Genomic DNA, 24,476 nt, shown 5'->3' with positions numbered 1-24,476 from the left:
GCGGTTCCTAAGCGCATCTGATGACTTGGAACAGCCAAGGCATCACCATTCTCCATCCGTATGACCGATATGACCGGAGTACGCTCAATGCTCAGTTCAGTGGCAAGGACACATGCAAGACTCCGGGATCGTCAAACGTGGCCTGGATCTTGAAATTGAGCGCCCGATTGAGCCGGAGCATCGCCTCATTCTCGCGCAACACCTCTCCATACAACTCCTTGATACCGAGCTTTCTGGCGTACTCGATGATGTAGCGCATCAGCATCGGCCCCAACCCGATGCCGGTCATGGCCCGATCCACCAGAATGGAATACTCGGCCTTTTCCATGTCCGGGTCGGCGTTGCAGCGCACCACGCCCCAGATCTTGGTTTTTCCCGGCACGCCATCGGATTCGGTCATGGCGATCGCCATCTCCCGGTTGTAATCGAGCTGGGTCAAGCGGGCGGCCATATCGTGCGACAACTCGCGTATTGGCTGGAAGAAGCGCATCCGCACGTCCTCGGCTGGCATACGTCGCACCAAATCGATAATTTGCGGTTCGTCTTCGGGCAGGATCGGTCGCATCAGGAATCGGCGGCCATCGGGCAGCACGAAGAGTTTTTCCAGCTCTTTCGGGTAGGGCAAGATCGCCAGCCGCTGGCTGACGGCGGATGGATCGACCGGCTCGATCAATATGTTGGCGTCCAGCGCCAACAAGCCCTTGTTATTGATCCAGAGCGGGTTGATGTCCATCTCCACCACCTCGGCCAGATCGACCACCATCTGGGAAACCTTGATCAGGGTCAGGGCGATTTCATCCAGGTCGACCGGCCGGCCGCGGTTGCCGCGAAGCTGGCGGTACAGGCGAGTCCGCGACATCAGATCACGCGCCAGTTGCATGTTCAACGGTGGCAAAGCGTAGGCCATATCGTTGATTACCTCGGCTTCGGTGCCACCGTGACCGAAGAAGATGACTGGCCCGAAACGGCGGCCGGTGCGCACGCCGACCATCAATTCGTAGGCGCCGTGCCGGGATTGCATCGCCTGCACCGCAAATCCGTCGATCACCGCCTCTGGCGCGAGTTCGCGCACCCGCGCCAACATGTCGCTGGCGGCGACCAAGACCTGCAGCGGATTGTTCAGACCAAAGGCCACGCCACCCACCTCGGATTTACTGGCAATGTCGGGCGAGAGGATCTTGAGCGCCACGGGAACCTTCAACTCCAGGGCCATTTCACTGGCCGCTTCCGGCGTGGAAGCAAAATGCAGCGGTGTTATCGGGATTTCGTAGGCGCTCAAAACCTGACTGGCTTCGTAAGCGTTCAGCCGGCGCCGACCGGCGGTCAGGGCGATCTGGATAATGCGGCGGGCGGTCTCGGTATCGGGCGTAAACTCCTCCGGGATCGAAGGTGGAGTCTCCATCAACAGTTCTTGATTGCGCCGATGCTGGGCCAGGCGCATGAAAGCCTCCACCGCTTCGCCGGGCGCCTGATAGGTGGGAATGTGCGCGGACTTGAATAGATCGCGCGCCGATTGCACCGACGACTCGCCGATCCAGCAGGTCATGATCAATCGACGGCCACCGGCGCGCTCGACCAGGGCTTTCGCGCTTTCCATCGAACGATCCACCGAGGAGGGCGCATGCACCACCAGTATCCCGTCGGTACCCGGCTCCTTCAACAACAAATCCAGTGCCTTGCCATACTCTTCGGCACCGGCCATATCACCCAGATCGACCGGATTTTCGATCGGATAGTCGGGCCGGCAGGCTTGCGCCACCTGCGCACGGGTCTCTTCGCTGATCCGAGTCCGATGGCCACCATAGCGATGCAAAGCATCGCTGGTCAGCAAAGCCAGACTATAGCTGTTGCTGAGGATCATGAGCCGGTCGCTGAACACCGGTTTGGCGGTGGCGAGGGTTTCGGCGGCGGCAAACAACTGCTCGATATTGTCCACCCGCAAAATGCCGGCCCGCTGGAACACGGCGTCGTATACGGCGTCTTCGACCGGCCCGGTCCGAAAATCGCGCGGTTTGAGCACGATCACTGGTTTGACACGAGCGGCGGCGCGAGCGGCCGAAACAAACTTGCGGCGATTGCGGGTATTTTCCATGTACATCAAGATGGCGCGGGTGTGCGGGTCCCGCAGCAGGTAATCCAGCAAATCGCCGAAATCCACATCCCAGCGCATGCCGACCGAGATCACATGCGAGAAACCAATCTCGTGGCTGGTGGCCCAATCAAGTAGGCTGCGCATCACCGCGGCGGACTGACAGAGCAAGGCGATGTGACCCGACAAAGGCCGGCTGGCGCTCAAGCTGGCATTGACGTTGGCCGACGGTACCGCATAACCCAGATGATCCGGACCCATGACGCGGAGCAGATACGGCTTGGCGGCGGCCAGTATCCTTTGCTTCAGACTCTCGCCCTCATCCGTATACCTGCGGGAAATTTCCGGACCCAGCAACGCCGCCTTGGCGCCGCGATGATCCTGCAAAACTTCCCGGCTGAGCAGCAACACCGCCTTGGTTCCCCGCGCGCCCAACTGGCCGATCAGCTCCGGGGCTTCTTCGACCGGCGTGGTCAAAATAGCCAGATCGGGCACCAGCGGCAAGCTATCGACATCCTTGTAGGCCAGCACGCCGGCGACTGCCTGCTGGTCCGGATTGACCGGCATCACCGGCCCCTTGAACCCACCCTCGATCAGATTGAACTCCACGGTGGCATCGAAACCACCCACCCGTCTGCCTCGACCGACGATGGCGATGGAGCGGGGCTTGAACAGGTATTCAAGATTGCGAACGGTCATGAAAGGGTCTCATGCGATGGTCGTCACCGGTGACGGTGGGACCGATGGGTCGAAGCGGAATGCGGATATGGTAACGCGATTCCCGTCAGTATGAACCTTATCGCGGACCCGATGGCCAGCCAGTACCGTGGATTTTTCCTACAATCGAAACGACCCGAAGCTCATCATCCCTGGAGACCATCAGCATGACTTGGACAACGATATGCAAGAAGCCAACCCCTGACGAGCCGGCGCCGAACTTGATCGATGAGAAAGCGATGCGAGCCGGCTTCTCCTGGGAAAATGCCCGCGCCGAACTGGCTGGATTACCCGGTGGCGGTTTAAATATCGCCTACGAGGCGGTGGACCGCCAGGTCGAAGCTGGCCTGGGCACAACCGTGGCGCTGCGCTGGCTGAGCAAAAACGACGAGCGACGAGAATATACCTACGCCGATCTGGCCTACTTGAGCAATCGCTTTGCCAACCTGCTGGAGCGGCTTGGAATCAACAAGGGCGACCGGGTCTGCGTGCTGGCCGGCCGCATCCCCGAACTGTATATGACCGCGCTGGGAACACTGAAGGCCGGCGCGGTGTTTTGTCCGCTGTTTTCCGCCTTCGGTCCGGAACCGGTGCGGGTGCGCCTGGTCAAGAGCCGGGCACGGCTGCTGGTGACCACCTCACTGCTTTACCAGCGCAAGATCCTGCCGCAGCGCGAACAACTACCGGATCTGGAGCACGTATTGCTGGTCGACGGCGACGGCGACGGCGATTCTGGCGTTCGTTCCTTTCACGCTCTCATGGGGGCCGAATCGGAGCGACGAGCACCGCCCACCACCCTACCGGAAGACCGGGCACTGCTGCATTTCACCAGTGGCACCACCGGCACCCCCAAGGGCGCGATTCACGTCCATGACGCCGTGACCGCCCATCGCCTGACCGGCCGCTGGGTACTGGACCTACGGCCCGGCGACACCTTTTGGTGCACCGCTGACCCAGGTTGGGTCACCGGAGTGTCCTACGGCATCATCGCTCCGCTGGCCAACGGCGTGACTCTGGTGGTTGACGAGGCTGAATTCGATGCACGTCGCTGGTACGCCATTCTCGCAAGGGAACGGGTCAATGTCTGGTACACCGCCCCGACCGCGATCCGCATGCTAATGAAGGTCGGCGCCGACGCCGCGCACGGCCACGATCTGAGCGCGTTGCGGTTCATGGCCAGCGTCGGCGAGCCGCTGAACCCCGAAGGCGTGGTCTGGGGCCTGGAAACGCTGGGCCAAGCGTTCCACGACACCTGGTGGCAGACCGAAACCGGGGCGATCATGATCGCCAACACCCGCGGCCAAGACATCCGGCCCGGCTCCATGGGCCGGCCGCTGCCGGGCATTGAGGCCGCTATCGTCCGGCGGCGGCCGGACGGGAGCGTGGATCTGCTGGAACCGGATGAAGAAGGCGAATTGGCCCTGCGGACGGGTTGGCCCTCCATGTTCCGCGGCTACCTGGAAGACGAGGCACGTTACCGGCAATGCTTCGCCGCCGACTGGTACCTCAGCGGTGATTTAGCCACCCAAGACGCCGACGGCTACTTCTGGTTTCTGGGCCGTTCCGACGACGTGATCAAGACTTCCGGGCACCTGATTGGGCCGTTCGAGGTGGAAAATGCGCTGCTGGAGCACCCAGCGGTGGCCGAGGCCGGCATGATCGGCAAGCCGGACGATTACGCCGGTCAAATCGTCAAGGTTTTCGTGGCACTCAAGCCCGGCCATGCTCCCGACGACGCACTGCGCCGGGAACTGCTCGGTTTTGCACGTAACCGGCTGGGACCGGCGGTGGCGCCGCGCGAGCTGGAATTCATGAGTGATTTACCCAAAACCCGTAGCGGCAAGATCGTGCGCCGGCTGCTGCGCGCTCGGGAACTGGGGTTGCCACCAGGCGATCTCTCGACTCTGGAAAACAGTGACGGAAACGAATCCTGACTTCCGTTTAGTGAGTTTATTCTAATTATTGCTGGTAAGATTATTGCAGGACTTTATCAAGAGCAGTTAAGCGCCGGCTACCGAAACTGGCTTGCTTTTCCAACTGATTGATGAGACACTCATGTTGCAGTGCAACATATCGTCATACAATGACTTACAGAGTTTGAGCGTGCCTTACCCCGCGCGAGAGGAAAAACCCATGAGCACCATGAACAAAGAACAAATCCGCGAAGCGATCCTTCGCATCCTTGCCGATGTCATCCCGAACGCCGATACCCAGGCGATCAACCCTGACATCAGCTTTCACGACCAGCTCGAATTGGACTCGATCGACTTCCTTCGGCTGATGATGAGCCTGGAAAAAGAAATGAATGTGACCATCTTCGACTTCGACTATCCAAAGCTGTCGACATTGAAGGGATGCGAACGTTATTTGGCTGAACAACTGCTGCTGACAGCCTAACCGGGGAGGTAACATCCCACCATTTCAGGCAGGAAGCATAGTGGTAAGCATGTTCCTGGAAGCCCATGCCCCCAGAAAGCTTTTCATTACTGGCGAAAGTATTGTCCGCGAACCTTACCCGCCCTACAGACGACCCGCATCCATCGCGACGCATGCGGGAAGCGCGATGTAGTGTCCAAAATGAAGAAAACCGATCCAACGGGGGATCGGTCGTCATGTTGCCATGAGGATTTTAGGGTGCTTACTCTAAACTGGAATCCTAGAATCGGCGAAGTTGGGTAGGTTCATTGAACTTCCTGAACTATCGCTCAATCCTCCTTTGATGATTTTTGGTCAAGCACTTTGCCCGGTCATTTTTCGTTTTCTTTGGATTCCGCCAACCACCGCAACCCTGACAACAAAAAATCCCCAACTGGGGAAATCGCCATTAATTCTAATATTGGCACGACCTTGGCGACGGTCGCATTATACCGATTGTGCCTGATCGCGCAACCCTTGGATGAGCGAAATACCATCACGACAGATCCGGTCATGCGGACCATGCACAAGTTCCGACCTGCTGAAAGCAAGGTTAGGTGATTTCCGGATTCTTTCATACCGGGCAAGCTGGCGAGATAAGGATGTCCCATTTCGGCAGCTGTGGATTGCGGACCAAGCGCGCTTCAACTGCGCGCATCGCCTCCTTGGTCAAAGTCACGCCTTTCTCGTAGACGGTACGGCTGAGCTCTACCACCGGGTGAAGACCTTTCCACGTCATGGTCTTGGCCCACTCAAGCATGGTCTGGGCATCGGTCAACTTGGTGCCGTTCCAATGCTGCTCGAGAATCCCCCAACAACGCTCGATCGGATTGTACTTGCTGTGGTACGGCGGGTAATACAGCAATTGGATCGGTTTGCCGATGATGTCGGCAAACTGCACCATTCGATGGAGGAACTGCGTGCGTCGCCCGCTGCTTTCGGGACCATTATCGGCTTTGATTTGGAGCAGTGAGATGCCATTGCGCTGTTGCACCGCAAGCTGTTCCCACCAGGCCTGCATCTGGTCGACAATGAAGTCGCTGGTCTTCGCGGAACTGCCGAAGGTCACATGCAGCTCGCCGCTATCTTCGTTGACAATGCCGAAGGGTGTGTACTTCTCTTGGCATCCCATATCATGATCGGCAGCCCTGTTGTCTCCACGCGTCTTGCCGCCACGCGAGTACTCGCCGATTTTCACTGTCGCCTTACAGTCCATGCTCACGCGCAGAACGCTCGGGTCTTCGCCGCGCGAATCTTTGGCGTTGATGTTGGCGAAGATGGCGTCGGTTTCTGGGACTTTTTTTGGGGCTTCGCCTTGAGTACCGGGCGTAGGCGGTAGCCATTGCGGTTGAGTACCTCGGCCATGGTGCTCGGGGAAGGCAAGGCGTCGTCGGAAAATCCCTGTGCACGCAGTCGCCGCAGTGCTTCAGCGGCCGTCAAGCGTGTATACGCCAACGGACCGCGAAAGCTCGGATCTTGTTGTGAATGCAACTGCGCCAACGACCACAGGGCTTCAGCCACCTCGGGGTGCTTCTCCTCCCACAACTTGTCGCCGCCGAAGACCGACTGTGCGCCGAGGCAGACCACCCCCGTGCGTTTTTCGTGCAAACCCAGTTGCACGGCGTCGCGGCTCCAACCGAAGATATCCTCCGCTCGCCTCGCGTTTCCGGCGCAATATTTCACCACCATTTCTGCTTGGAATGCGCGCCGATCGATAAGCGACATTTTCGAGGCAGCAAGCTTGATGTCGCCAATATGGTCAGCGTCTGGGAAGGTATCGGTGCCGGAGGTCTTGAATGGTTTCATGCGGTTTAGCCCACGTCTTAATATCGTGTGCCAACTATCGCATACAGTCTCACGGTTCGCTTAAGCGAAGATCGACTTTTGAGAATTGAAAGTGTCAGGTAATATGGACATCTGGTAGGCGTTCCGCAGCCCCTTACCGATGACGGGGAGCGCGGTGCAGACCGGAACTAACCCATTAAATCGCTTGGGCTCCTCACCTAACGGTCATGTCGTTGGGGAACGTCGCCCCGGACGATGAAAGTCGGTACTTTCATGGCAACCCGCCGCCAGCGGGCCATAACGATCACCGGTCCCCCGAATGCTGGACGAGATCATCCGCCTGATTAAAGTCGAACGCGTCGACGACCTCCCGGTCGTGTTGGCCCAAGTCTACCAGATGCAACTTCCAGCCCTGCTCGATCGATTCTATCCGACCCATGGCCACTGGAAGGGCGACTTGAGTTTGGGCGACGTGGTGGCGGTGTGGCTGACCTTCATCGTCTCGGAGGGCGATCACTGCCTGTCTCATGTCCAGCCTTGGGTGGAGGCGCACCTCGATACCTTGACGGTGTGTTTGGGCAAGCCGGTACGCCCGCTGGATCTGAGCGATGATCGGTTGGCCAACATCTTGGATCGGTTAGCTGACGCCGCGACCTGGGCCGAGTTGGAAACCGCGCTGAACGGGACGGTGCTGCGGGTTTATGAGGTGGGCGGCGACCGGGTACGGCTCGACAGCACCTCGGCCAAAACCTATGCCGGGGTCAGTGAGGGGGGCTGTTTCAGTTCGGGCATAGTCAAGATCATCGGCCGGACTTGCCGCAAGTCAAGATCAGCCTGTCGGTGCTCGACGCTCTGGGCTTGCCGTTGACGACCACCGTGGTGAGTGGGAACGGCGCGGATGACCCCTTGTACGTGCCCGAGCTTCAGCGGGTCCAGGCCACCTTGGGGGCTGGCGGCAAGACCTACATCGGCGACGGCAAAATGGGGTACCTGGCGACCCGGGCCTGGATCGCCCGGAGTGGCGACTATTATTTGTGCCCCCTGGGGGTAAGCAAATGCCGGAGGACACCCTGGACGCCCTGCTGGCGCCGGTGTTCGGCGGCGCCCAGCCCCTGGAGCCGGTCTACGAGCCGGACCCGGACCCCACCACCCCACCCCGGCTGATCGCCGAGGGTTATATGGTGGTGGTTGACTTGGCGGCTACGGTGGAGGGCCGGCCGGTGACGTGGCGGGAACGGCGGCTGGTGGTGCGGTCGGTGGCCCAGGCGACCCGGCAGACCCAGGCGCTTGACGCCCGCCTGCAGCGGGCGGTAGCAGACATTCACCGCCTCAACGAGCGCAAACAAGGCAAGAAAATTCTGGAAGCTCCCGCGCTGAGCGCCACCGCCGAGCAGATTCTGGCCGAGCAGCGGGTGGTGGGCCTGATCCATCTCGACCTCGAGACCACCACGCAAGTGATTCCCCAGCGCCGCTATGGCGCGCGTCCGGCCACCTGCCGGGTGCAGCACCAGAGCACGATTCGGGCGCGGATCGACCCGCTGGCCGTCGCGGCGGCCCGGCAGCGGCTGGGCTGGCGGGTCTACGCCACCAACCACGCGACCCTGACGGTCGAGACCGCCGTCCACGCCTATCGGGGGCAGTATCTGATCGAACGGAGTTTTGGCCGTCTCAAAGGCCGGGCGCTGGCGATCACGCCCTTGTTCCTGCAAACCGATGCGCGGGTGGAGGGCTTGATCCGCCTGTTGAGCTTGGCCTTGCGCGTGTTGGTTCTGGTCGAATTCGTGGCGCGCCGGTGCCTGGCCACCACCCCGGAGCCGATCGCCGGCCTCTATCCGGGGCAGCCCGACCGGGCTACGGCGTCGCCCACCGCCGAATCGCTGTTGCGCGCCTTTCGGGGCATCAGCTTGAGCGTCGTGGCGATCGCCGGCCAGGTCCGCGCGCTGCTGTCGCCGCTCAGCGCTCTGCAGCACCGCATACTCACACTGCTCGGCTGGTCGGCAGAAATCTACGAGCGACTGATGGCGCATTTTCTAAAACCAGCCCTCGTTTTGAGCGAACCGTGAGTACAGTGGTATAAAAATCCTCGGAAATCACCTTAAATGCCCATTGACCGCCACACAAACGCACACGGTGAAAGCGTACCATCAACTTTTCTTCACCCTCGCCGTCAACCCGGTCAGCGCCAGCGCGGCGACGATCACCAACAACGCAGTCAACGCATCGCTCAACCCTTCGGGATAAACCAGTAGCAGCAATCCCAATCCCATCATCATGACCCCCGACAACAGTTTCAACAACCGCCCTTCCCTCTCCCGCAACTTGCGTGAACCCAGTGTCCAGGTAAATACCAGCACGATCGCCAGCAGCGGTAGTACGTAAATCAGATTGTAGAGTGCCAGGTAACCGTAATATGCCTCGGTGGATAATTGGTTCAGGGTCAGTGTACGGGTATAAACCATCGGAAAGCCGGCGGTGCACAGCAGCTCGTAGCTGTTGGCGACGATGGCCAGCGCGACCGTGCCCGTCAACAATGACGGCAACCTCTCCCCACCCACCAACGCTCGCATCCGCTTGAACAACCCAGGCTTGGCCGCATCGGCGATGCTGAGCGATGGCCCTTGCCGAAAAGCGAAAAAATCCTTGACGTTCAGCCCGCCCATCGACACCGCCAGCAAACCGGCCAGCACGGTGATCAACCGCAACTCGCCCAGCCACAAAAAGACATTGAGCCAAGCGGCCATGAACACGAAATAGATCGCGCCCGAGAAGAACACGAACACCCCGCCGATTAACAGCATCCGTTTGCGGTCGCGGGCATGCACCAGCAGGCTGAGCAGAAACAGCAACACGAAGAACGCGCAGGGATTAAAGGCATCCAGTCCGGCCAAGACCACAGTCAGCGCCGGCAGGGACAGCGACGCGGGGTCCAGCGCACCGAGCAACGGTAGGCTCAACAACGGTGGCTCGTCGGCGACAGGCGGCGCGGGCGTAGAAGCCGTCGTGGATTGCGCGTAGCGGCGGTGACACTCTTCCAGTTGTTGGCGCAGAGCACGGCCGGTGCTATCGGGGCTATCGAAGCCGGTTATCATCCGGCCGCAGAACAGCAAAGCCGGCACGGCGCGGGCCGACTCGCCCAATGCCTTGGCCATTTGCGCGTACCGCAACCCCGCGGCCATGTCCCGCGACAGATCGTGGCTGTGTAGCTCCAGCCAGGGATATTGAGTCGGCAACGACTCGACGAAGGGCCGCGCCCGGCGGCAATGAGGACAGGTCCGTGTCCAGAAGAAATACAGATGTACACGCGGCTCGCCGCTCGCTGTGCGGGTCAGCCACCAATCGTCCGGCGCGGTCGGAGTTTCCTGGGCAAAACTGCTCGGCGCAAACCACCCAACCAGCAACAGGGCCAGCAACACCCCACCCAGCTTCAAGCGCGACATGGTGGGATCAGGGCTCCAACCGCTCCAGCAGCCACCCACTCTCGTTGCGCATGCGATAACGCAACCGGTCGTGCATCCGGCCATGGCGACCCTGCCAAAACTCCAATAGGTCCGGTTTAACCCGATAGCCACCCCAGTGATCGGCCATCGGAATATCATCATCCGGATATTGGGCGGCCAGTTGCTCGAAGCGCTGGTCCAGAATTTGGCGGCTGGCCACCACTTGACTCTGCCGCGATGCCAGCGCGCCCAACCGGCTTTCGCGCGGCCGGCCACGGAAATAGGTTTCCGATTCGGCCGCGGGTATCTGGCTGATCGTACCCTCGACCCGCACCTGCCGTTCCACCTCCAACCAAAGAAACACGAGAGCGACATGGGGATTCTCGGCGATCTGCCGGCCCTTGTCGCTGCGGTAGTGGCTAAAGAATACGAAACCGCCGGCATCGCACTCCTTAAGCAGCACCACGCGAGCGTAGGGGCGTCCAGTCCGATCGGCGGTGGCCAGCGTCATGGCGTTGGGCTCGGGCAATTGCGCGGCGATGGCTTCCTGCATCCAGCGCTGAAATTGCCGGATCGGATCAGAGTCCACATTGGTTTTGGTCAAGGCTCCCAAAGTATAATCTCGACGCAGTTCGGCAAGAAATTGGCTCATGACGGTTCCGGTTTCCCGTGGCGGGTTGGCAATAAGGCACGATTATTATACCCAAGGTTGGGGGGCCGCTTCCTCGAACATGGCTTCCAGTTCCGCTAAATCAGGCGTTGGGTTCGGCCAAACGCTCTTCCTCGCCGGGTCCGCGAAGAGACCGCGGACCTGATCAAGGCAGGTCCGCTCATTCCGCGTTGGCATTGTCAATGTAGCTAAAACGATATTCACCATTATGCCGTTCGAAGCCGAACGCCAATGCGTCTTCGCACTCCACCAAATAACCTGGAAAACCGGTCTCTTGCCGCGGTTCGGCGTCGACAAAACAGGCCACGATCTCCGGGCGGAAGATTTTTTGGAACCGCTCGCGCAATACCGCCGGCGACTGGATGACGCCACCGAAGTCGTTGGACGCGATCGGAAACCGCGATAGCGCGGCCACCTGGTCGCTGTCACCCGCCGCCACCGCCTGCCGATAAGCCCGCCAAACCTTTAACAATTCGGGCGGCACCCCGCCACTCGCCCAGCAGCCTGGCGTCGAAACGCTCAGCAACGCGGTCAAGATCAATACCAGAAATCCGTTGAGGCCAATGCGAGTTCGTTGCATGAGGGCAATCTCCAAAGAGGTCAAGTCAGGGTCGCCTGATCCAAATAGGGCGTAGGATCGAGTAAATCGCTACGCCGCTGATAAGGCGGATTGCCGCGCACGGTCAGGGAACCGCTGGCGGTACCCGCATACATCTCGAAATGCAGCATCGAACTGCCACTTTCCAATTTACCGACAAAGGCGATCACTTGCCCACGGGTAACCGAGTTGCCCGTGCTGACGCCCTGAGCAGCCGTGGAGATTTCTCCATAACGCACGACGAAACCACCGGTATGGCGTACTTCCAGCGCGTAGGTGCCCGAGTAGAAATAGTACGGGTTCCGGATCACCTCGCCGTCCGCCACCGCCACAATCGGGGTCCCCTTGGGAACGATCAAGTCGCAACCGGCATGGGAACGATGACCACCGGTACTGGTCGTGCGCGGCGCGCCAAAATAACGACCACCGGTTTTGTAGCTCAGACTCGGCCGGCTGTTCAGCGGAAACCGCAAAACGACGCCGATCCCGGGCGTGGCCGGAGGAGCGGGTAACGGTGCCGGAATCGTGGGCGCATTGACGCCTTGATTGAGCGCCCGCAGGGTTCTGCCGTTCGGGTCTACCCGGCCATCCGGATTGGACAGACCAACGATACAGCGTTGGAACTTGATAATGGCATTGATGGTTTCGGGGCCGACCAAACCATCGACCGTGATCTCCCGCGCGTCGGGAACCCGGGCGCGGTTCTGATTCAACAAATTCTGTACCTTGATGACATCCTGGGGCCGATTCGCCCCACCCGCTCCGACCGCGGCTGAAATCGTCTCCATAAATCCTCCTCGTGCCTGACAGTGGTTGCCGCCAGGTAAGTGATTCTGGAATTCCCAATTCAAAGATTAGATCGTGCGGGCGTAAAAATAACCGGCTACTTGGCCCAACGGCTCGGGGAACGCCATAAGGCGTTGCCGAATCAACGCACCGGGGCGACGACACGTCAATATAATGGACGGGCCTCGTCCACTAACTCGAACCGGAATGAACCCCGTCCAACCGCCCATGCCCACCATCCTGCTCTCGACCCTGAACGCCCGTTATTTTCATGCCTCGCTCGGGCTGCGCTACCTGCTCGCCAACCTGGGCGAGTTACAAACCGATGCCGCCATCCGCGAATTCATCATCACCCAGCGACCGCTGGACATCGCCGAAGCGCTGCTGGCCGAACAGCCACGCATCGTCGGTTTTGGCGTCTATATCTGGAACGTGATGGAAACCGCCCAGGTCGTCGCCCTGCTCAAGCAAGTGCGGCCGGATCTGGTCGTGGTGCTCGGCGGTCCCGAAGTGAGTCATGAATGGGATCGGCAAGCGATCATCGAGCTGGCCGATTATCTGATCACCGGCCCAGGCGACTTGGCATTTGCGGACCTGTGCCAGCGAATCCATGCGGGGAACCCGCCGAATGACAAGATCATCGCCGCCGAGTCGCCCGCGCTGGACCGCCTGTGCCCACCGTACCGGTTCTACACCGACGAAGATATCGCCCACCGACTGATTTACGTCGAAGCCTCGCGCGGCTGTCCGTTCAAATGCGAGTTCTGTCTATCGGCGCTGGACAAAACCGCCTGGCCGTTCCCGCTGGAGCCTTTCCTGGCCGAACTCCGAACGCTTCATCAGCGCGGCGTGCGCCATTTCAAATTCGTGGACCGCACTTTCAATCTGAACGTCAAGACCTGCGCGCAAATTTTGGATTTCTTTCTGGAGCAGCTGGATGAACGCTTGTTCCTGCACTTCGAACTGATTCCCGACCACCTGCCGGAACCGCTCAAAACCCGGCTCGTGCGTTTCCCGCCCGGATCGCTGCAATTCGAAATTGGGATTCAGAGCTTCAACCCTACCGTGCAGGCGCGTATCAGTCGTCGGCAGGACAACCGCAAGACCGTGGACAATCTTATCTGGTTGCGCCAGAACACCCACGCCCACCTGCACGCCGATCTGATCGCCGGTCTGCCGGGCGAGGACCTGGCCAGTTTTGCCGTCGGTTTTGATCGGTTGGCGGCGCTCGACCCGCACGAAATCCAGGTCGGCGTGCTGAAACGGCTGCGCGGCGCGCCGCTTGACCGCCATACCATGCCTTTCGATTGCCGTTACAATCCACATCCCCCTTACAACCTGCTGTGCTCGACCACCCTGGATTTCGCGACGATGCGGCGGCTGGAACGCTTTGCCCGCTATTGGGATTTGATCGGCAATTCCGGGCGGTTCCCGCAAACCCGCCCGCTGCTACTGGGCGACCAGCCGTTCGACCGCTTTATGCGCTTAAGCGACTGGCTGTTCGCCACCACCGGACAAACCCATCGGTTCGCGCTGGAGCGACTATTCGATCTGCTGTATCGAGGGCTGGTCGAGGTGCTGAGCGTCGCCGAACCGGCCGCGCGGGCGGCGCTGACGACGGATTATCAAGCGAGCGGCGCAAAAAGCGGTCCGGCATTCCTGCGGCCAGCGCAACTTTCAGCCAGCGACGGGAGCAACGTAACATTCGGAACCACCACACCCACTCGACAGGCACGACACCGGCGTTCCGAACGATAAATCGCGGAAGCGCACTTGACTGTGGGTCACTCAGCTGTTGCGGCGCAACAATTTTTGTTGCATTGCAGAATAAAATCGTCAAGACTGTTGCCGAAGGGACGAAAACGCGTCTTCACGAGGGAAATACAGATGCAGGTTTCACAACAAATCTACATGGTCTGCCCGCATTGCAAGCGGCCCGTTGCAGTCACCCGCGAGCAGCCTTACGCCCATTGCGCGGAACACGGCAACATCGTGCCAATGCGCAGCGCCGTCGCTAATTCACCGCTCCCGCGTGCCCTGCTTGAAGCAGCGAATGTCTGAGCGCACGGTGTCTGGACGGTATCATTCCGGCCGCAGATGCGGGAACAGCAGCACATCACGGATCGAAGGTACATCCGCAAACAGCATGACGAGCCGGTCGATGCCGATGCCCTCCCCCGCCGTCGGCGGCAGGCCATACTCCAGCGCCCGGATGTAATCGGCGTCGTAGTGCATGGCTTCCTGGTCGCCGGCCGCCTTGGCTTCGACTTGCCGGCGAAAGCGGTCCGCCTGATCCTCGGGATCGTTCAACTCGGAAAACCCGTTGGCGATTTCCCGTCCGCCCACGAATAGTTCGAAGCGATCGGTGATGCCGGGATCGGCGTCGTTGCGCCGGGCCAGCGGCGATACTTCGGTCGGATAGGCCGTGATGAAGGTGGGGTCGCGCAACTGATGCTCGACGGTCTGCTCGAAGATATCCAACTGCACCCGACCCAAACCGTGCTCGGGTTGCACCTTCAGACCCAACCCCGCGGCAATGTGCCGGGCCGCATCCAGATCGTCCAACTCGGTGGCGGTGATCGCCGGATTGAAGCGCAGCACGGCCTCCCGAACCGTCAGCCGCCGGAACGGCTGGCCAAAATCGTAACTCTCGCCCTGGTACTGAACGGTGGTACGTCCCAACAGCGCGTGCGCCATGCCGCGCAAGAGTTCCTCGGTCAAATCCATCAGGTCGCGGTAATCGGTATACGCCTGATAGAACTCCAGCATGGTGAACTCGGGATTATGGCGAGTGGACAAGCCCTCGTTGCGGAAATTGCGGTTGATTTCATAGACCCGCTCGAAACCGCCCACCACCAAGCGCTTCAGATACAGTTCCGGCGCGATGCGCAGATACAGCTCCATATCCAAGGCATTGTGGTGGGTGATGAACGGTCGCGCCGTCGCGCCGCCGGGAATCGGCTGCATCATCGGCGTCTCGACTTCCAGGAAGTCACGCCGGTTAAAAAAGTCGCGGATGTAAGCCACCATGGCCGAACGCAAGCGGAAAGTAGCGCGAGTGGACTCGTTCATGATCAAGTCCACATAGCGCTGCCGGTAGCGGGTTTCCTGATCGGCCAAGCCATGGAATTTCTCCGGCAACGGCCGTAACGATTTGGTCAGCAAGCGCAGCGCGTCCACCTTGACCGACAGTTCGCCGGTCTTGGTCTTGAATACCGTGCCTTCGGCACCCAGGATGTCACCCAAGTCCCAGCCTTTGAAGTCCTCATATCGTCCGTCCGGCAGGGCGCTTTTCTGAATAAACAGTTGCATGTCGCCGGACTGGTCACGCAGGCGCGCAAAACTGGCCTTGCCCATGATCCGCTTGGCCAGCATTCGCCCAGCGATGCAAACCCGCCGGGGTTCAGCGTCCAATTCCACACTCCCTTTATCACCACAGGCAGCGTGCAGTTCCGCCGCCAACGCATCGCGACGGAAATCGGTGGGATAAGCACTGGCAGCCTGGCGCAACTCGTGCAATTTCTGGCGGCGCAAGGCGATCAGTTTGTTCTCATCGAGGTGTTCTTCGGAAATGGCGGTGGGATTTTGTGGTTCCAGGGACATGGGACGAAAACCGGTTTGGGTGAACGAAGGAACGGCTTACAGCCCACTCTTCAGGCTGGCCTCGATGAAGGCATCCAGATCGCCATCCAGCACCGCCTGGGTATTACCGGTTTCGAGCCCGGTACGCAGATCCTTGATGCGTGATTGATCCAGTACGTAAGAACGGATCTGGCTACCCCAGCCGATGTCGGATTTACTGTCTTCCACCACCTGGGCCTGGGCGTTGCGCTTTTGCAACTCCAGCTCGTACAGCTTGGCCTTGAGTTGCTTCATCGCGGTGGAGCGGTTCTTGTGCTGGGAACGGTCGTTCTGGCATTGCACAACGGTATTGGTCGGCAGGTGGGTGATGCGCACCGCCGACTCGGTACGGTTGACGTGCTGGCCGCCAGCTCCGGAGGCGCGGTAGACATCGACACGCAAATCAGCCGGATTGATCTCCACCTCAATGCTGTCGTCGATTTCCGGCGACACGAAGACCGCCGCGAACGAGGTGTGGCGGCGATTGCCGGAATCGAATGGCGACTTGCGCACCAGGCGATGGACACCGATCTCGGTCCGCAGCCAGCCAAAGGCGTAGCTGCCCTCGAAACTGACGCTGGCACTCTTGATTCCCGCCACTTCCCCCGGCGACACCTCCAGCAGTTCGGTCTTGAAACCGCGCCGCTCGCCCCAGCGCAAGTACATCCGCAGCAGCATCTCCGCCCAATCCTGGGCCTCGGTACCACCGGAGCCGGCCTGAATGTCGAGAAAAGCGTTGCTGGCATCCAACTCGCCGGAAAACATCCGCTGGAATTCCAGATCGGCGACCACTCGGCCGTAACCGTCCAGATCGCGAACCACTGCGATCACCGCCGTCTCGTCGCCCTCTTCGCCAGCCAGCGTCAGTAATTCAGCGACTTCGTTCAGACCCCGGTCGAGGCTCTCCAGTCGGTTTACCACGGCTTCGAGCTGGGCGCGTTCCTTGCCCAGCATCTGCGCCCGCTCTGGATCATTCCAGACATTGGACTCTTGCAGTTCCCGGTTGACCTCGTCCAGCTGCTCGCGCCGGGTCTCGAAGTCAAAGATACCCCCTCAGAGACGCGCAGCGCCCCTGGAGGTCTTGAATCTGATGAAAGTAAGGGTTGAGTTCCTGCACGATACAGCTCCGGGCCTAGTGAAAAGGAGTGAATGTCATAAAACCAACATGGTGCGACTCGGCATAGGTTTGACCATGCCGCTGGCCACCGTATTGGCGCCGATGAGTCCGAACACCCCTAATATTTTCTGAAATAAATCTTCGGAAAAAAAAGCCCACCGAAAACCCGGCAGGCTTTTTCCGTACTTAACAGCCAGCAATCAGCAAGCAGCGGTTCTCACGCCGCCAGCGACTTGCCCTTGGAACCAAGATCGGCGAACGCCTCGTTCAACCGCGCCACCATGTTCTGCTCCGCCAGGCGCAGATACTTGCGCGGGTCATAGAACTTCTTGTAAGGCTTGTCGGTTTCCGGGTCGATCTGATACAGAAACGCCTTGGGGTTCTCGCTGACGAACTTGCCGATGGCTTCGGAATAGGCGAACTGCAGGTCGGTGTCGATGTTCATCTTGAACACCCCGTAACTGACTGCCTCGGTGATCTTCGCCTTCTCCGAACCGGAGCCGCCGTGGAAAACCAGATTCAGCGGCTTCGGGCCGGTGCCGCGCTGCTTCTCAATCAGTGCCTGTGAGTTCTTGAGGATTTCCGGGCGCAGTTGGACGTTGCCGGGCTTGTACACCCCATGCACGTTACCGAAAGACGCGGCGACCGAGAAATGGCCGATGGGCGACAAGCGCTCGTAAGCCTGCAACACATCTTCCGGCTGCGTGTAAAGATGGGAATTGTCAGCGCTTTCGTCGAGCTCGCCACCAATACCGTCTTCCTCGCCGCCAGTGACGCCGAGTTCGATTTCCAGGCTCATGTCCAAAGGAGCCATGCGAGCTAGAACACGGGCACACTCGCCAAGGTTGAATTCCATCGGGTCTTCGGAAAGATCCAGCATGTGCGAGCTGAACAGCGGCTTGCCGTGCTGCTTGAAATAGACCTCACCGTGATCCAGCAGCGCATCGACCCAGGGAATCAGGCCCTTGTTGGCATGGTCGGTGTGCAACACCACGCAAACCCCGTAGTGCTCGGCCAGCAAATGCACATGGTAGGCCGCCGCCACCGCGCCCAACACCTTGGCCTTGAAACCATCTTTCATGCCTTGGCCAGCGTAGAACTGCGCGCCGCCGTTGGAAAGCTGGACGATGACGTCGGAATTATTCTTCGCCGCAGCTTCCAGCACCGCGTTGATCGTGCTGCTGCTGGCGACATTGACCGCCGGCAGAGCGTAACCGCCCGCCTTCGCGGCAGCCACGAGAGTAAGGTAGTCTTTGCCAGAAACGACACCGGGTTTGAGCTGCGCCATAAAAAAATCCTCTTATATAGCAATAAGTTGTCTTAGGAGCTACGCTTGATTCAGGGATAATCCGAGTCTTAGTATAGACCGGGTTTGCCAGGGTCACGAACAAAAAACGCAAGACTCAGCGAGCATCTCGCCCATCGCCGCCCGCGGCCTCGCACGCAAGTTCCCGGAAGCGGGGCTGTTGGCTGTTGCGAACCGCCGCCGCTACCGCCTTGCCGCACAACGGATGACAAGCGGACGAGGGAAAAGGTTGGCTTGCACTCAACTCAAGTCCACCAGTCATAATCGCACTTGGGGGCCATGATGAAATTCACCGATCGCTTTGTCCAGAACCCTAAACCCCAAACCAGCCTTCGTGAAGTGTGGGAAGGAACTTGGCTAGGCGTTCGCGTATCCAGAAAAGGCCGCGCGTCTTGGATCATGAGCTGTCGTCACCAAGCCAGGTCGCGTTTATACCACGCATGGAGCCCATCCGGCCATGTTCGTGGCCTTGGCGGCCAAGGCCATCGCGGCCATAGGGATATTGATGAGGACTGGGCAAGCGGACTTCACGGTACCGCCATTCATGCGAGAGGCGGACCCCGTGGAGACGCTACCCGACCGCCGTCCATCTTTTGCCAACCGGCCCGATCCCCACCGCTTCGGCTTTGGAAAAGCCAAAGAAAAACGGCTCGACGTTTTAATGTCAAGCCGCTGTTTTCGTTGGTCGGGGCGAGAGGATTTGAACCTCCGACCACCTGCACCCCATGCAGGTGCGCTACCAGGCTGCGCTACGCCCCGGTTTGCGGCGGATCACCCGCCGCAAGGGTTGGCAATGTTAATTCAATCCATGCCGCTTGCCAAGCGCTTCGTCATGAACGACCTACTGCGCTTCCCCCTTAAAAGCGTCTACCCGTGCCTTGAGCTTCTGTCCAGGCCGAAAAGTCACCACCCGTCGCGCGGTAATGGGGATTTCCTCACCCGTTTTAGGATTGCGGCCCGGGCGCTGGTTCTTATCGCGCAGGTCGAAATTGCCAAACCCGGACAACTTCACTTGTCGCCCCCGTTCCAGAGCGCTGCGGATCTCCTCGAAAAAGATCTCCACCAAATCCTTGGCCTCGCGCTTGTTAATGCCCAGTTCTTCGAACAAACGTTCCGCCATATCGGCTTTTGTCAGTGCCATGCTCTAAACCCTAAGCGTTGCGCCAAACTGTTCCGCCAGTCCAGCGATGATGCCGGATACGGTTTCATCGACCACATTGTCGGTAAGATTGCGCGATAAATCCTGTAAAATCAATCCTAAAGCCAAACTTTTCCAGCCTTCGGAAATTCCCGGACCCCCATACACATCGAAAAGCAACACATCGCGCAATAATTCGCCACCATACCGACGTATGCAATCCTGAACCGCCTGAACCGGGGTCGCCTCATCCACCACAATCGCGATATCGCGGCGACTGGCCGGAAAGCGGGACAATTCGTGAAAGGCTGGCGCCCGCGCCGGTTGCAAATTCGCCAGCGCCAGCTCGAATACGAAGGTGTCGCCCTCCACATCCAGTTCCCGCCCCACTCGTGGGTGTAATGTGCCCAGCCAACCGACCGGTACACCAGCCCTCTCGATCCGTGCGCACTGACCTGGGTGCAACGCCGGGTGAACGGTCGCCACGAAGGCAAACGCCTCCGGCTCGCCGGTCAACGCCAACAGTGCCTCGACATCGCCCTTGAGGTCGAAAAAATCCGCCGCCCGTTTCGGCAATCCCCACTGTTCCGGCAAAGCGGTGCCCGCCAGCACCCCGCCGAGATACGGTTCCTGTCGCAGACCGTCGTTGGCCGGAACAAACGTCAGGCCGTGCTCGAACAGCCTGACCCGCGGTTGCTGACGCTTCTGGTTGTGGATCAGCGCCTTGAGCAGACCGGGCCACAAGCTGGTGCGCATCGCCGCCAAGTCGGCGGAAATCGGATTGGCCAAGGCCAGCGGTTGCCGCGCCGGGTCGAGCGCGGCCTGGAACACCGGATCGACAAAGCTATAGGTGATCGCCTCCTGAAAGCCGCGCTGCACCAGCGCCTCCTTAAACCGCGCCAGCGCAACCTGTCCTTCCGATTGCGGCGGCATCTCCATGCGGGTCAGGGACCGGTTGCCCGGCAGCCGGTCATAACCATGCACTCGGGCGATTTCTTCGATCAGATCCACCTCCAGGCGAATATCGAAGCGGCTGCTGGGAGGAACGACCAACCAGTGATTCACCTCGACCGCCACCGCCATGCCCAACCGCCGCAGGGTGTCCTCGACTTCGACGGCGGGGATGTCCAGACCCAACAACAGGCGGACTCGTTCCGGCCGCAACCGGATAGCCGACTCCGCCGGCAGGAATTCCGGTGCCACCACCTCGACGATCGGTCCGGGCTGGCCACCGGCGATATCCAGCAACAGCCGGGTGGCCCGCTCGGCGGCGCGGCGCTGCAATTGTGGATCGACACCACGCTCGAAGCGGTGCGACGCATCGGTTTGCAGGCCGTGGCGGCGGGCGCGGCCGGCAATGCTGGTCGGAGTGAAGAAGGCGCTTTCCAGAAACACGTCGCGGGTCACATCGGTGCAGGAGCTGATCTCGCCGCCCATGATCCCCGCCAGCGCCAATGGGCCACGCCCGTCGGCGATCAGCAGGGTTTCCCCATCCGGCTCCACCACTACCCCGTTCAGCAGCTCCAGACGGTCGCCGGGCCGGGCACGGCGCACTTCGATGCCGTCGCTCAGTCGACCCAGATCGAAGGCGTGCATCGGCTGGCCGAGTTCCAGCATCACATAATTGGTCACGTCCACCAGCGGCCCCAGGCCGCGCAGGCCAGCGCGACGCAGACGCTCCTTCATCCACAGCGGCGTCTCGGCAGCCGGATCGACGCCACGGATGACCCGACCCACATAGCGCGGACAATCGGCCGGATCGAGCAGGGTCACCGAAAATACCGCGTCCACTACCGGTTTCACCGCCTCGACCGGCAACGGCCGGAACTCGCAACGGTTGAGCGCCGCCACCTCGCGGGCGATGCCTTCCATGCCCAAACAGTCGCCGCGATTCGGCGTCAGCTCGATCTCGATAACGACATCGTCCAGCGCCAGCAACTCGCGCAGGTTCTGGCCGGGCCGGCTATCCGGCGGCAACGGCAACAAGCCTTCCGATGTTTCCGCCAACCCCAATTCCTTGGCCGAACACAACATGCCCCGCGACTCGACGCCGCGCAGAGTGGTTCCTTCGATGGCCAACCCACCGGGCAGCACCGCACCGATCAATGCCGTCGGCGCGCACAGGCCAACGGTCACATTCGGCGCGCCGCAAACGATTTGCAGCGGTTCCGTACCGCCCACATCCACTGTCGCCACGCGCAGCCGGTCGGCCTGGGGATGCGGGATCAGCGCCATCACCCGGCCGACCACGACCTGCTCGAAGACCGGAGCGGCCGGCTCGATACGATCCACTTCCAGACCAGCCATGGTCAGTTGCGCCGCCAGTTCGGCGCTGGACACCGCGGGATCGATCCATTCCCGCAACCATTGTTCGCTTGCTTTCACCTCGGATCTCCCAGTATCGCTCTACTGAAACTGCCGCAGAAAGCGCAGATCGTTATCGAAGAACAGCCGCAGGTCATTGACGCCGTAGCGCAGCATGGCCAACCGCTCGACGCCCATGCCGAAGGCATAACCGGTGTAGCGTTCGGCGTCGATGCCAATCTGCTCGAACACCGCCGGATGCACCATGCCGCAACCCAGTATCTCCAGCCAGCCGCTGTGTTTGCAGACCCGGCAACCGCTACCGCCGCAGATCACGCATTGAATGTCCACCTCGGCGGACGGCTCGGTGAACGGAAAATAAGAGGGCCGGAAACGTACCGCCAAATCGCGTTCGAAGAACTGGCGCAGGAAATCGTCCAACACGCCCCTCAGGTCCGCGAAACTGACCGCTTCATCCACCAGCAATCCCTCGACCTGATGGAACATCGGGCTGTGGGTCACATCCGAATCGCAGCGGTAAACTCGGCCGGGCGCGATGATCCGCACCGGCGGGTCCTGTCGTTCCATCACCCGGATCTGCACCGGCGAGGTGTGGGTGCGCAGCAGGGTATGCGCGTCGAAATAGAAGGTGTCGTGCATGGCCCGCGCCGGATGATGGGCGGGAATGTTGAGCGCCTCGAAGTTGTGGAAATCGTCCTCGACCTCTGGACCTTCGACGACCGTGAAACCGACCTGGGCGAACAGCGCCTCGATGCGGGCCAGAGTGCGGCTGACCGGATGGTGACCACCCGAGCGCTGGCCGCGCCCCGGCAACGTCACATCGATGGCCTCGCCCGCCAGCCGGGTATCCAGCGCCATCGCCTCCAACTCGGCCTTGCGGGCGACCAGCGCGGTTTCCAGCGCCTGCTTGGCCTCGTTGATCGCCTGACCGGCCTGACGCCGCTCCTCGGGCGGCAGCCGCCCCAGTTCCTTCAGGCGCTCGGTGAGCGCGCCTTTCTTGCCCAGATAGCGCACGCGCGTCTGGTCCAAGGCAGCGAGATCGCTGGCCCCGGCAATCGCGGCTTGGGCAATTTGCAGCAGTTCGGGCAATGCATCCACGCGAGTGCTCTCTCCAACTATCAAACAGCCACTCACTCCCCTTGCCCGCTGGCGGGAGAGGGGTTGAAGCGAGGGTGGATTACAAACGAAAAAGGGAAAGGACCACGCCCTTCCCTCGTTGCGGAATCCCGCGAGCCGCCAGACCGGAATCCGGCCCGGCGGACGACTCAGGCGATACCGAGCGCGGCTTTGGCGCGGCTGGCCAATTCGGCAAAGGCCGGCTTGTCCAACACCGCCAGATCGGCCAGCACCTTGCGGTCGACCTCGATGGCGGCCAGCTTCAAGCCGTTGATCAGCCGGCTGTAGGACAGGCCGTTTTCGTGGGCACCGGCGTTGATGCGGACGATCCACAGCGCGCGGAATTCGCGCTTCTTCTGGCGGCGGTCGCGATAAGCGTATTGACCGGCCTTGATCACGGCCTGCTTGGCAACCCGGTACACCTTGCTGCGGGCGCCGTAATAGCCTTTGGCCAGCTTCAGAACTTTTTTATGGCGGGCGTGGGCGGTAACGCCACGTTTCACTCGGGGCATGGCTTATTTTCTCCGGTCCGGTGGCATCAAGTGTAAGGCAGCATCCGACGCACCGCCGGGGTATCCACCGCGGCGACGATCGTGGTACCGCGCAACTGGCGTTTCCGCTTGGTGCTCTTCTTGGTCAGAATGTGCCGGAGATGCGAGTGAGAACATTTGTACCGGCCGGACCCGGTACGGCTGAAACGCTTGGCCGCACCGCGGTTGGTTTTCATCTTGGGCATTGCATGGCTCCGCAATTTTCAAAAAGTCGGTTCAGGGATTAACCCTGATCTGCGTCAGAGGATGGGAGAATCAACGCCTGGCGGGAAGGATTATTGCTTTTTCAGTGGCGCAATGGTCATGACCATCTGCCGCCCTTCCATCCGAGGCCGCTGTTCCACCGTACCATATTGAATCAAGTCGCCCTCGACGCGCTTGAGAAGGTTGACGCCAAGCTCCTGGTGTGCCATTTCGCGGCCCCGAAACCGCAGCGTCACCTTGGCCTTGTCGCCTTCACTCAGGAAACGGATCAGGTTGCGTAGTTTGACCTGATAGTCCCCTTCGTCCGTACCCGGACGGAATTTGATTTCCTTGACCTGGATTTGTTTTTGCTTCTTCCGGGCCTCATTCTGCTTTTTGGCCTGCTCGAACCGGAATTTGCCATAATCCATGATGCGACAAACCGGCGGCTTGGCGCTCGGGGAGATCTCCACCAAGTCCAGTTCGGCTTCCTCGGCCATTCGCCTGGCTTGCATCAGGAGCACAACCCCCGCCTGCTCGCCATCCTGATCGATCAGACGCACTTCGCGCCCGGTAATCTCTTCATTGAGCCGGAGTTCGTTGTTCGCGGCGATGTTGCTGT

The 24,476-nt window shown here is 60.4% G+C and carries 23 protein-coding genes and 1 tRNA gene; 7 read left to right on the top strand and 17 right to left on the bottom strand.

What is annotated here, in order from left to right; translation table 11 throughout:
• Window positions 1-91: 91 nt before the first annotated feature.
• Window positions 92-2,788: a GNAT family N-acetyltransferase gene (locus IPM89_03965; protein ID QQS54993.1), complete on the bottom strand. Its 2,697-nt coding sequence runs from the start codon at window positions 2,786-2,788 to the stop codon at window positions 92-94.
• Between the two features lie 185 nt (window positions 2,789-2,973).
• Between IPM89_03965 and acsA the strand changes: the two genes are divergently transcribed.
• Together acsA and IPM89_03955 are read left to right on the top strand one after the other, a co-directional pair.
• The gene (gene acsA, locus IPM89_03960) at window positions 2,974-4,740 is read left to right on the top strand and encodes an acetate--CoA ligase (protein ID QQS54992.1); all 1,767 of its coding nucleotides are present in this window, start codon (window positions 2,974-2,976) and stop codon (window positions 4,738-4,740) included.
• A 199-nt stretch (window positions 4,741-4,939) separates the two neighbouring features.
• Complete coding sequence (locus IPM89_03955) at window positions 4,940-5,203, top strand: acyl carrier protein (protein ID QQS54991.1); 264 nt, start codon at window positions 4,940-4,942, stop codon at window positions 5,201-5,203.
• Between the two features lie 592 nt (window positions 5,204-5,795).
• On the opposite strand, the gene IPM89_03950 is transcribed toward IPM89_03955, so the two are convergent.
• Window positions 5,796-6,500 (bottom strand): transposase, encoded by a 705-nt coding sequence (locus IPM89_03950; GenBank protein ID QQS55779.1) that lies wholly within the window; start codon window positions 6,498-6,500, stop codon window positions 5,796-5,798.
• The gene (locus tag IPM89_03945) at window positions 6,440-7,027 is read right to left on the bottom strand and encodes a transposase (protein QQS54990.1); all 588 of its coding nucleotides are present in this window, start codon (window positions 7,025-7,027) and stop codon (window positions 6,440-6,442) included. The genes IPM89_03950 and IPM89_03945 overlap by 61 nt, the downstream gene beginning before the upstream one ends.
• 298 nt (window positions 7,028-7,325) lie before the next feature.
• Here IPM89_03945 and IPM89_03940 point away from each other — a divergent pair, with 298 nt between their 5' ends.
• Genes IPM89_03940 through IPM89_03930 form a run of 3 tightly spaced genes read left to right on the top strand, consistent with a single transcriptional unit; the run spans window position 7,326 to window position 9,069 of the window.
• The gene (locus IPM89_03940) at window positions 7,326-7,874 is read left to right on the top strand and encodes a DUF4277 domain-containing protein (GenBank protein QQS54989.1); all 549 of its coding nucleotides are present in this window, start codon (window positions 7,326-7,328) and stop codon (window positions 7,872-7,874) included.
• Complete coding sequence (locus tag IPM89_03935; protein ID QQS55996.1) at window positions 7,820-8,170, top strand: hypothetical protein; 351 nt, start codon at window positions 7,820-7,822, stop codon at window positions 8,168-8,170. The genes IPM89_03940 and IPM89_03935 overlap by 55 nt, the downstream gene beginning before the upstream one ends.
• Window positions 8,062-9,069 (top strand): transposase, encoded by a 1,008-nt coding sequence (locus tag IPM89_03930; GenBank protein ID QQS54988.1) that lies wholly within the window; start codon window positions 8,062-8,064, stop codon window positions 9,067-9,069. The genes IPM89_03935 and IPM89_03930 overlap by 109 nt, the downstream gene beginning before the upstream one ends.
• Window positions 9,070-9,150: 81 nt before the next feature.
• On the opposite strand, the gene IPM89_03925 is transcribed toward IPM89_03930, so the two are convergent.
• From IPM89_03925 to IPM89_03910, 4 genes are all read right to left on the bottom strand, one after another.
• Window positions 9,151-10,443: a hypothetical protein gene (locus IPM89_03925; protein ID QQS54987.1), complete on the bottom strand. Its 1,293-nt coding sequence runs from the start codon at window positions 10,441-10,443 to the stop codon at window positions 9,151-9,153.
• Window positions 10,444-10,450: 7 nt separating this feature from the next.
• Window positions 10,451-11,095, bottom strand: a complete 645-nt coding sequence (gene pdxH, locus IPM89_03920; protein ID QQS54986.1) for a pyridoxamine 5'-phosphate oxidase — start codon at window positions 11,093-11,095, stop codon at window positions 10,451-10,453.
• A 178-nt stretch (window positions 11,096-11,273) separates the two neighbouring features.
• Window positions 11,274-11,693 carry a hypothetical protein gene (locus tag IPM89_03915; GenBank protein QQS54985.1) on the bottom strand — a complete coding sequence of 140 codons (420 nt, stop codon included), beginning with the start codon at window positions 11,691-11,693 and terminating at the stop codon, window positions 11,274-11,276.
• A 20-nt stretch (window positions 11,694-11,713) separates the two neighbouring features.
• Window positions 11,714-12,499, bottom strand: coding sequence for a peptidoglycan DD-metalloendopeptidase family protein (locus IPM89_03910; protein ID QQS54984.1), 786 nt, complete (start codon window positions 12,497-12,499; stop codon window positions 11,714-11,716).
• A gap of 226 nt (window positions 12,500-12,725) precedes the next feature.
• Between IPM89_03910 and IPM89_03905 the strand changes: the two genes are divergently transcribed.
• A complete protein-coding gene (locus IPM89_03905; protein ID QQS55778.1) occupies window positions 12,726-14,255 on the top strand; it encodes a DUF4080 domain-containing protein in 1,530 nt (509 codons plus the stop codon).
• A 129-nt stretch (window positions 14,256-14,384) separates the two neighbouring features.
• Window positions 14,385-14,558 carry a hypothetical protein gene (locus tag IPM89_03900; protein QQS54983.1) on the top strand — a complete coding sequence of 58 codons (174 nt, stop codon included), beginning with the start codon at window positions 14,385-14,387 and terminating at the stop codon, window positions 14,556-14,558.
• A 21-nt stretch (window positions 14,559-14,579) separates the two neighbouring features.
• Here the strand turns inward: IPM89_03900 and lysS are convergent, their stop codons facing one another.
• The 10 genes from lysS to infC all read right to left on the bottom strand — a co-directional run bounded on the left by lysS (window position 14,580) and on the right by infC (window position 24,468).
• Window positions 14,580-16,100 carry a lysine--tRNA ligase gene (gene lysS, locus IPM89_03895; GenBank protein QQS54982.1) on the bottom strand — a complete coding sequence of 507 codons (1,521 nt, stop codon included), beginning with the start codon at window positions 16,098-16,100 and terminating at the stop codon, window positions 14,580-14,582.
• Between the two features lie 36 nt (window positions 16,101-16,136).
• A protein-coding gene (prfB, locus tag IPM89_03890) for a peptide chain release factor 2 (protein ID QQS54981.1) occupies window positions 16,137-17,235 on the bottom strand; the annotation gives its coding sequence in 2 pieces (ribosomal slippage) (window positions 16,137-17,159 and window positions 17,161-17,235; 1,098 coding nt in all).
• A gap of 217 nt (window positions 17,236-17,452) precedes the next feature.
• Window positions 17,453-18,523 carry a class II fructose-bisphosphate aldolase gene (gene fbaA, locus IPM89_03885; GenBank protein QQS54980.1) on the bottom strand — a complete coding sequence of 357 codons (1,071 nt, stop codon included), beginning with the start codon at window positions 18,521-18,523 and terminating at the stop codon, window positions 17,453-17,455.
• Between the two features lie 700 nt (window positions 18,524-19,223).
• A tRNA-Pro gene (locus IPM89_03880) sits at window positions 19,224-19,300 on the bottom strand.
• A gap of 82 nt (window positions 19,301-19,382) precedes the next feature.
• The gene (gene ihfA, locus IPM89_03875; protein QQS54979.1) at window positions 19,383-19,682 is read right to left on the bottom strand and encodes an integration host factor subunit alpha; all 300 of its coding nucleotides are present in this window, start codon (window positions 19,680-19,682) and stop codon (window positions 19,383-19,385) included.
• Between the two features lie 3 nt (window positions 19,683-19,685).
• Window positions 19,686-22,064, bottom strand: coding sequence for a phenylalanine--tRNA ligase subunit beta (pheT, locus tag IPM89_03870; protein ID QQS54978.1), 2,379 nt, complete (start codon window positions 22,062-22,064; stop codon window positions 19,686-19,688).
• A gap of 21 nt (window positions 22,065-22,085) precedes the next feature.
• The gene (pheS, locus tag IPM89_03865; GenBank protein QQS54977.1) at window positions 22,086-23,102 is read right to left on the bottom strand and encodes a phenylalanine--tRNA ligase subunit alpha; all 1,017 of its coding nucleotides are present in this window, start codon (window positions 23,100-23,102) and stop codon (window positions 22,086-22,088) included.
• A 167-nt stretch (window positions 23,103-23,269) separates the two neighbouring features.
• On the bottom strand, window positions 23,270-23,632 hold the full coding sequence (gene rplT, locus IPM89_03860) for a 50S ribosomal protein L20 (GenBank protein ID QQS54976.1): 363 nt from the start codon (window positions 23,630-23,632) through the stop codon (window positions 23,270-23,272).
• A 26-nt stretch (window positions 23,633-23,658) separates the two neighbouring features.
• Window positions 23,659-23,856, bottom strand: coding sequence for a 50S ribosomal protein L35 (rpmI, locus tag IPM89_03855; protein ID QQS54975.1), 198 nt, complete (start codon window positions 23,854-23,856; stop codon window positions 23,659-23,661).
• A 90-nt stretch (window positions 23,857-23,946) separates the two neighbouring features.
• Window positions 23,947-24,468 carry a translation initiation factor IF-3 gene (gene infC, locus IPM89_03850; protein ID QQS55777.1) on the bottom strand — a complete coding sequence of 174 codons (522 nt, stop codon included), beginning with the start codon at window positions 24,466-24,468 and terminating at the stop codon, window positions 23,947-23,949.
• Window positions 24,469-24,476 lie beyond the last annotated feature (8 nt).

The sequence above is a fragment of the Candidatus Competibacteraceae bacterium genome (assembly GCA_016699715.1).
Lineage (GTDB): Bacteria > Pseudomonadota > Gammaproteobacteria > Competibacterales > Competibacteraceae > Competibacter.
This window is presented reverse-complemented; position numbering and strand designations above follow the sequence as displayed.

Excerpts from the sequence above, each read along its gene's own strand:
- IPM89_03965 (QQS54993.1), bottom strand. The coding sequence starts at position 2,788 with ATGACCGTTCGCAATCTTGAATACCTGTTCAAGCCCCGCTCCATCGCC.
- acsA (QQS54992.1), top strand. The coding sequence starts at position 2,974 with ATGACTTGGACAACGATATGCAAGAAGCCAACCCCTGACGAGCCGGCG.
- IPM89_03955 (QQS54991.1), top strand. The coding sequence starts at position 4,940 with ATGAGCACCATGAACAAAGAACAAATCCGCGAAGCGATCCTTCGCATC.
- IPM89_03945 (QQS54990.1), bottom strand. The coding sequence starts at position 7,027 with ATGAAACCATTCAAGACCTCCGGCACCGATACCTTCCCAGACGCTGAC.
- IPM89_03940 (QQS54989.1), top strand. The coding sequence starts at position 7,326 with ATGCTGGACGAGATCATCCGCCTGATTAAAGTCGAACGCGTCGACGAC.
- IPM89_03930 (QQS54988.1), top strand. The coding sequence starts at position 8,062 with ATGCCGGAGGACACCCTGGACGCCCTGCTGGCGCCGGTGTTCGGCGGC.
- IPM89_03925 (QQS54987.1), bottom strand. The coding sequence starts at position 10,443 with ATGTCGCGCTTGAAGCTGGGTGGGGTGTTGCTGGCCCTGTTGCTGGTT.
- pdxH (QQS54986.1), bottom strand. The coding sequence starts at position 11,095 with ATGAGCCAATTTCTTGCCGAACTGCGTCGAGATTATACTTTGGGAGCC.
- IPM89_03915 (QQS54985.1), bottom strand. The coding sequence starts at position 11,693 with ATGCAACGAACTCGCATTGGCCTCAACGGATTTCTGGTATTGATCTTG.
- IPM89_03910 (QQS54984.1), bottom strand. The coding sequence starts at position 12,499 with ATGGAGACGATTTCAGCCGCGGTCGGAGCGGGTGGGGCGAATCGGCCC.
- IPM89_03905 (QQS55778.1), top strand. The coding sequence starts at position 12,726 with ATGCCCACCATCCTGCTCTCGACCCTGAACGCCCGTTATTTTCATGCC.
- IPM89_03900 (QQS54983.1), top strand. The coding sequence starts at position 14,385 with ATGCAGGTTTCACAACAAATCTACATGGTCTGCCCGCATTGCAAGCGG.
- lysS (QQS54982.1), bottom strand. The coding sequence starts at position 16,100 with ATGTCCCTGGAACCACAAAATCCCACCGCCATTTCCGAAGAACACCTC.
- fbaA (QQS54980.1), bottom strand. The coding sequence starts at position 18,523 with ATGGCGCAGCTCAAACCCGGTGTCGTTTCTGGCAAAGACTACCTTACT.
- ihfA (QQS54979.1), bottom strand. The coding sequence starts at position 19,682 with ATGGCACTGACAAAAGCCGATATGGCGGAACGTTTGTTCGAAGAACTG.
- rplT (QQS54976.1), bottom strand. The coding sequence starts at position 23,632 with ATGCCCCGAGTGAAACGTGGCGTTACCGCCCACGCCCGCCATAAAAAA.
- rpmI (QQS54975.1), bottom strand. The coding sequence starts at position 23,856 with ATGCCCAAGATGAAAACCAACCGCGGTGCGGCCAAGCGTTTCAGCCGT.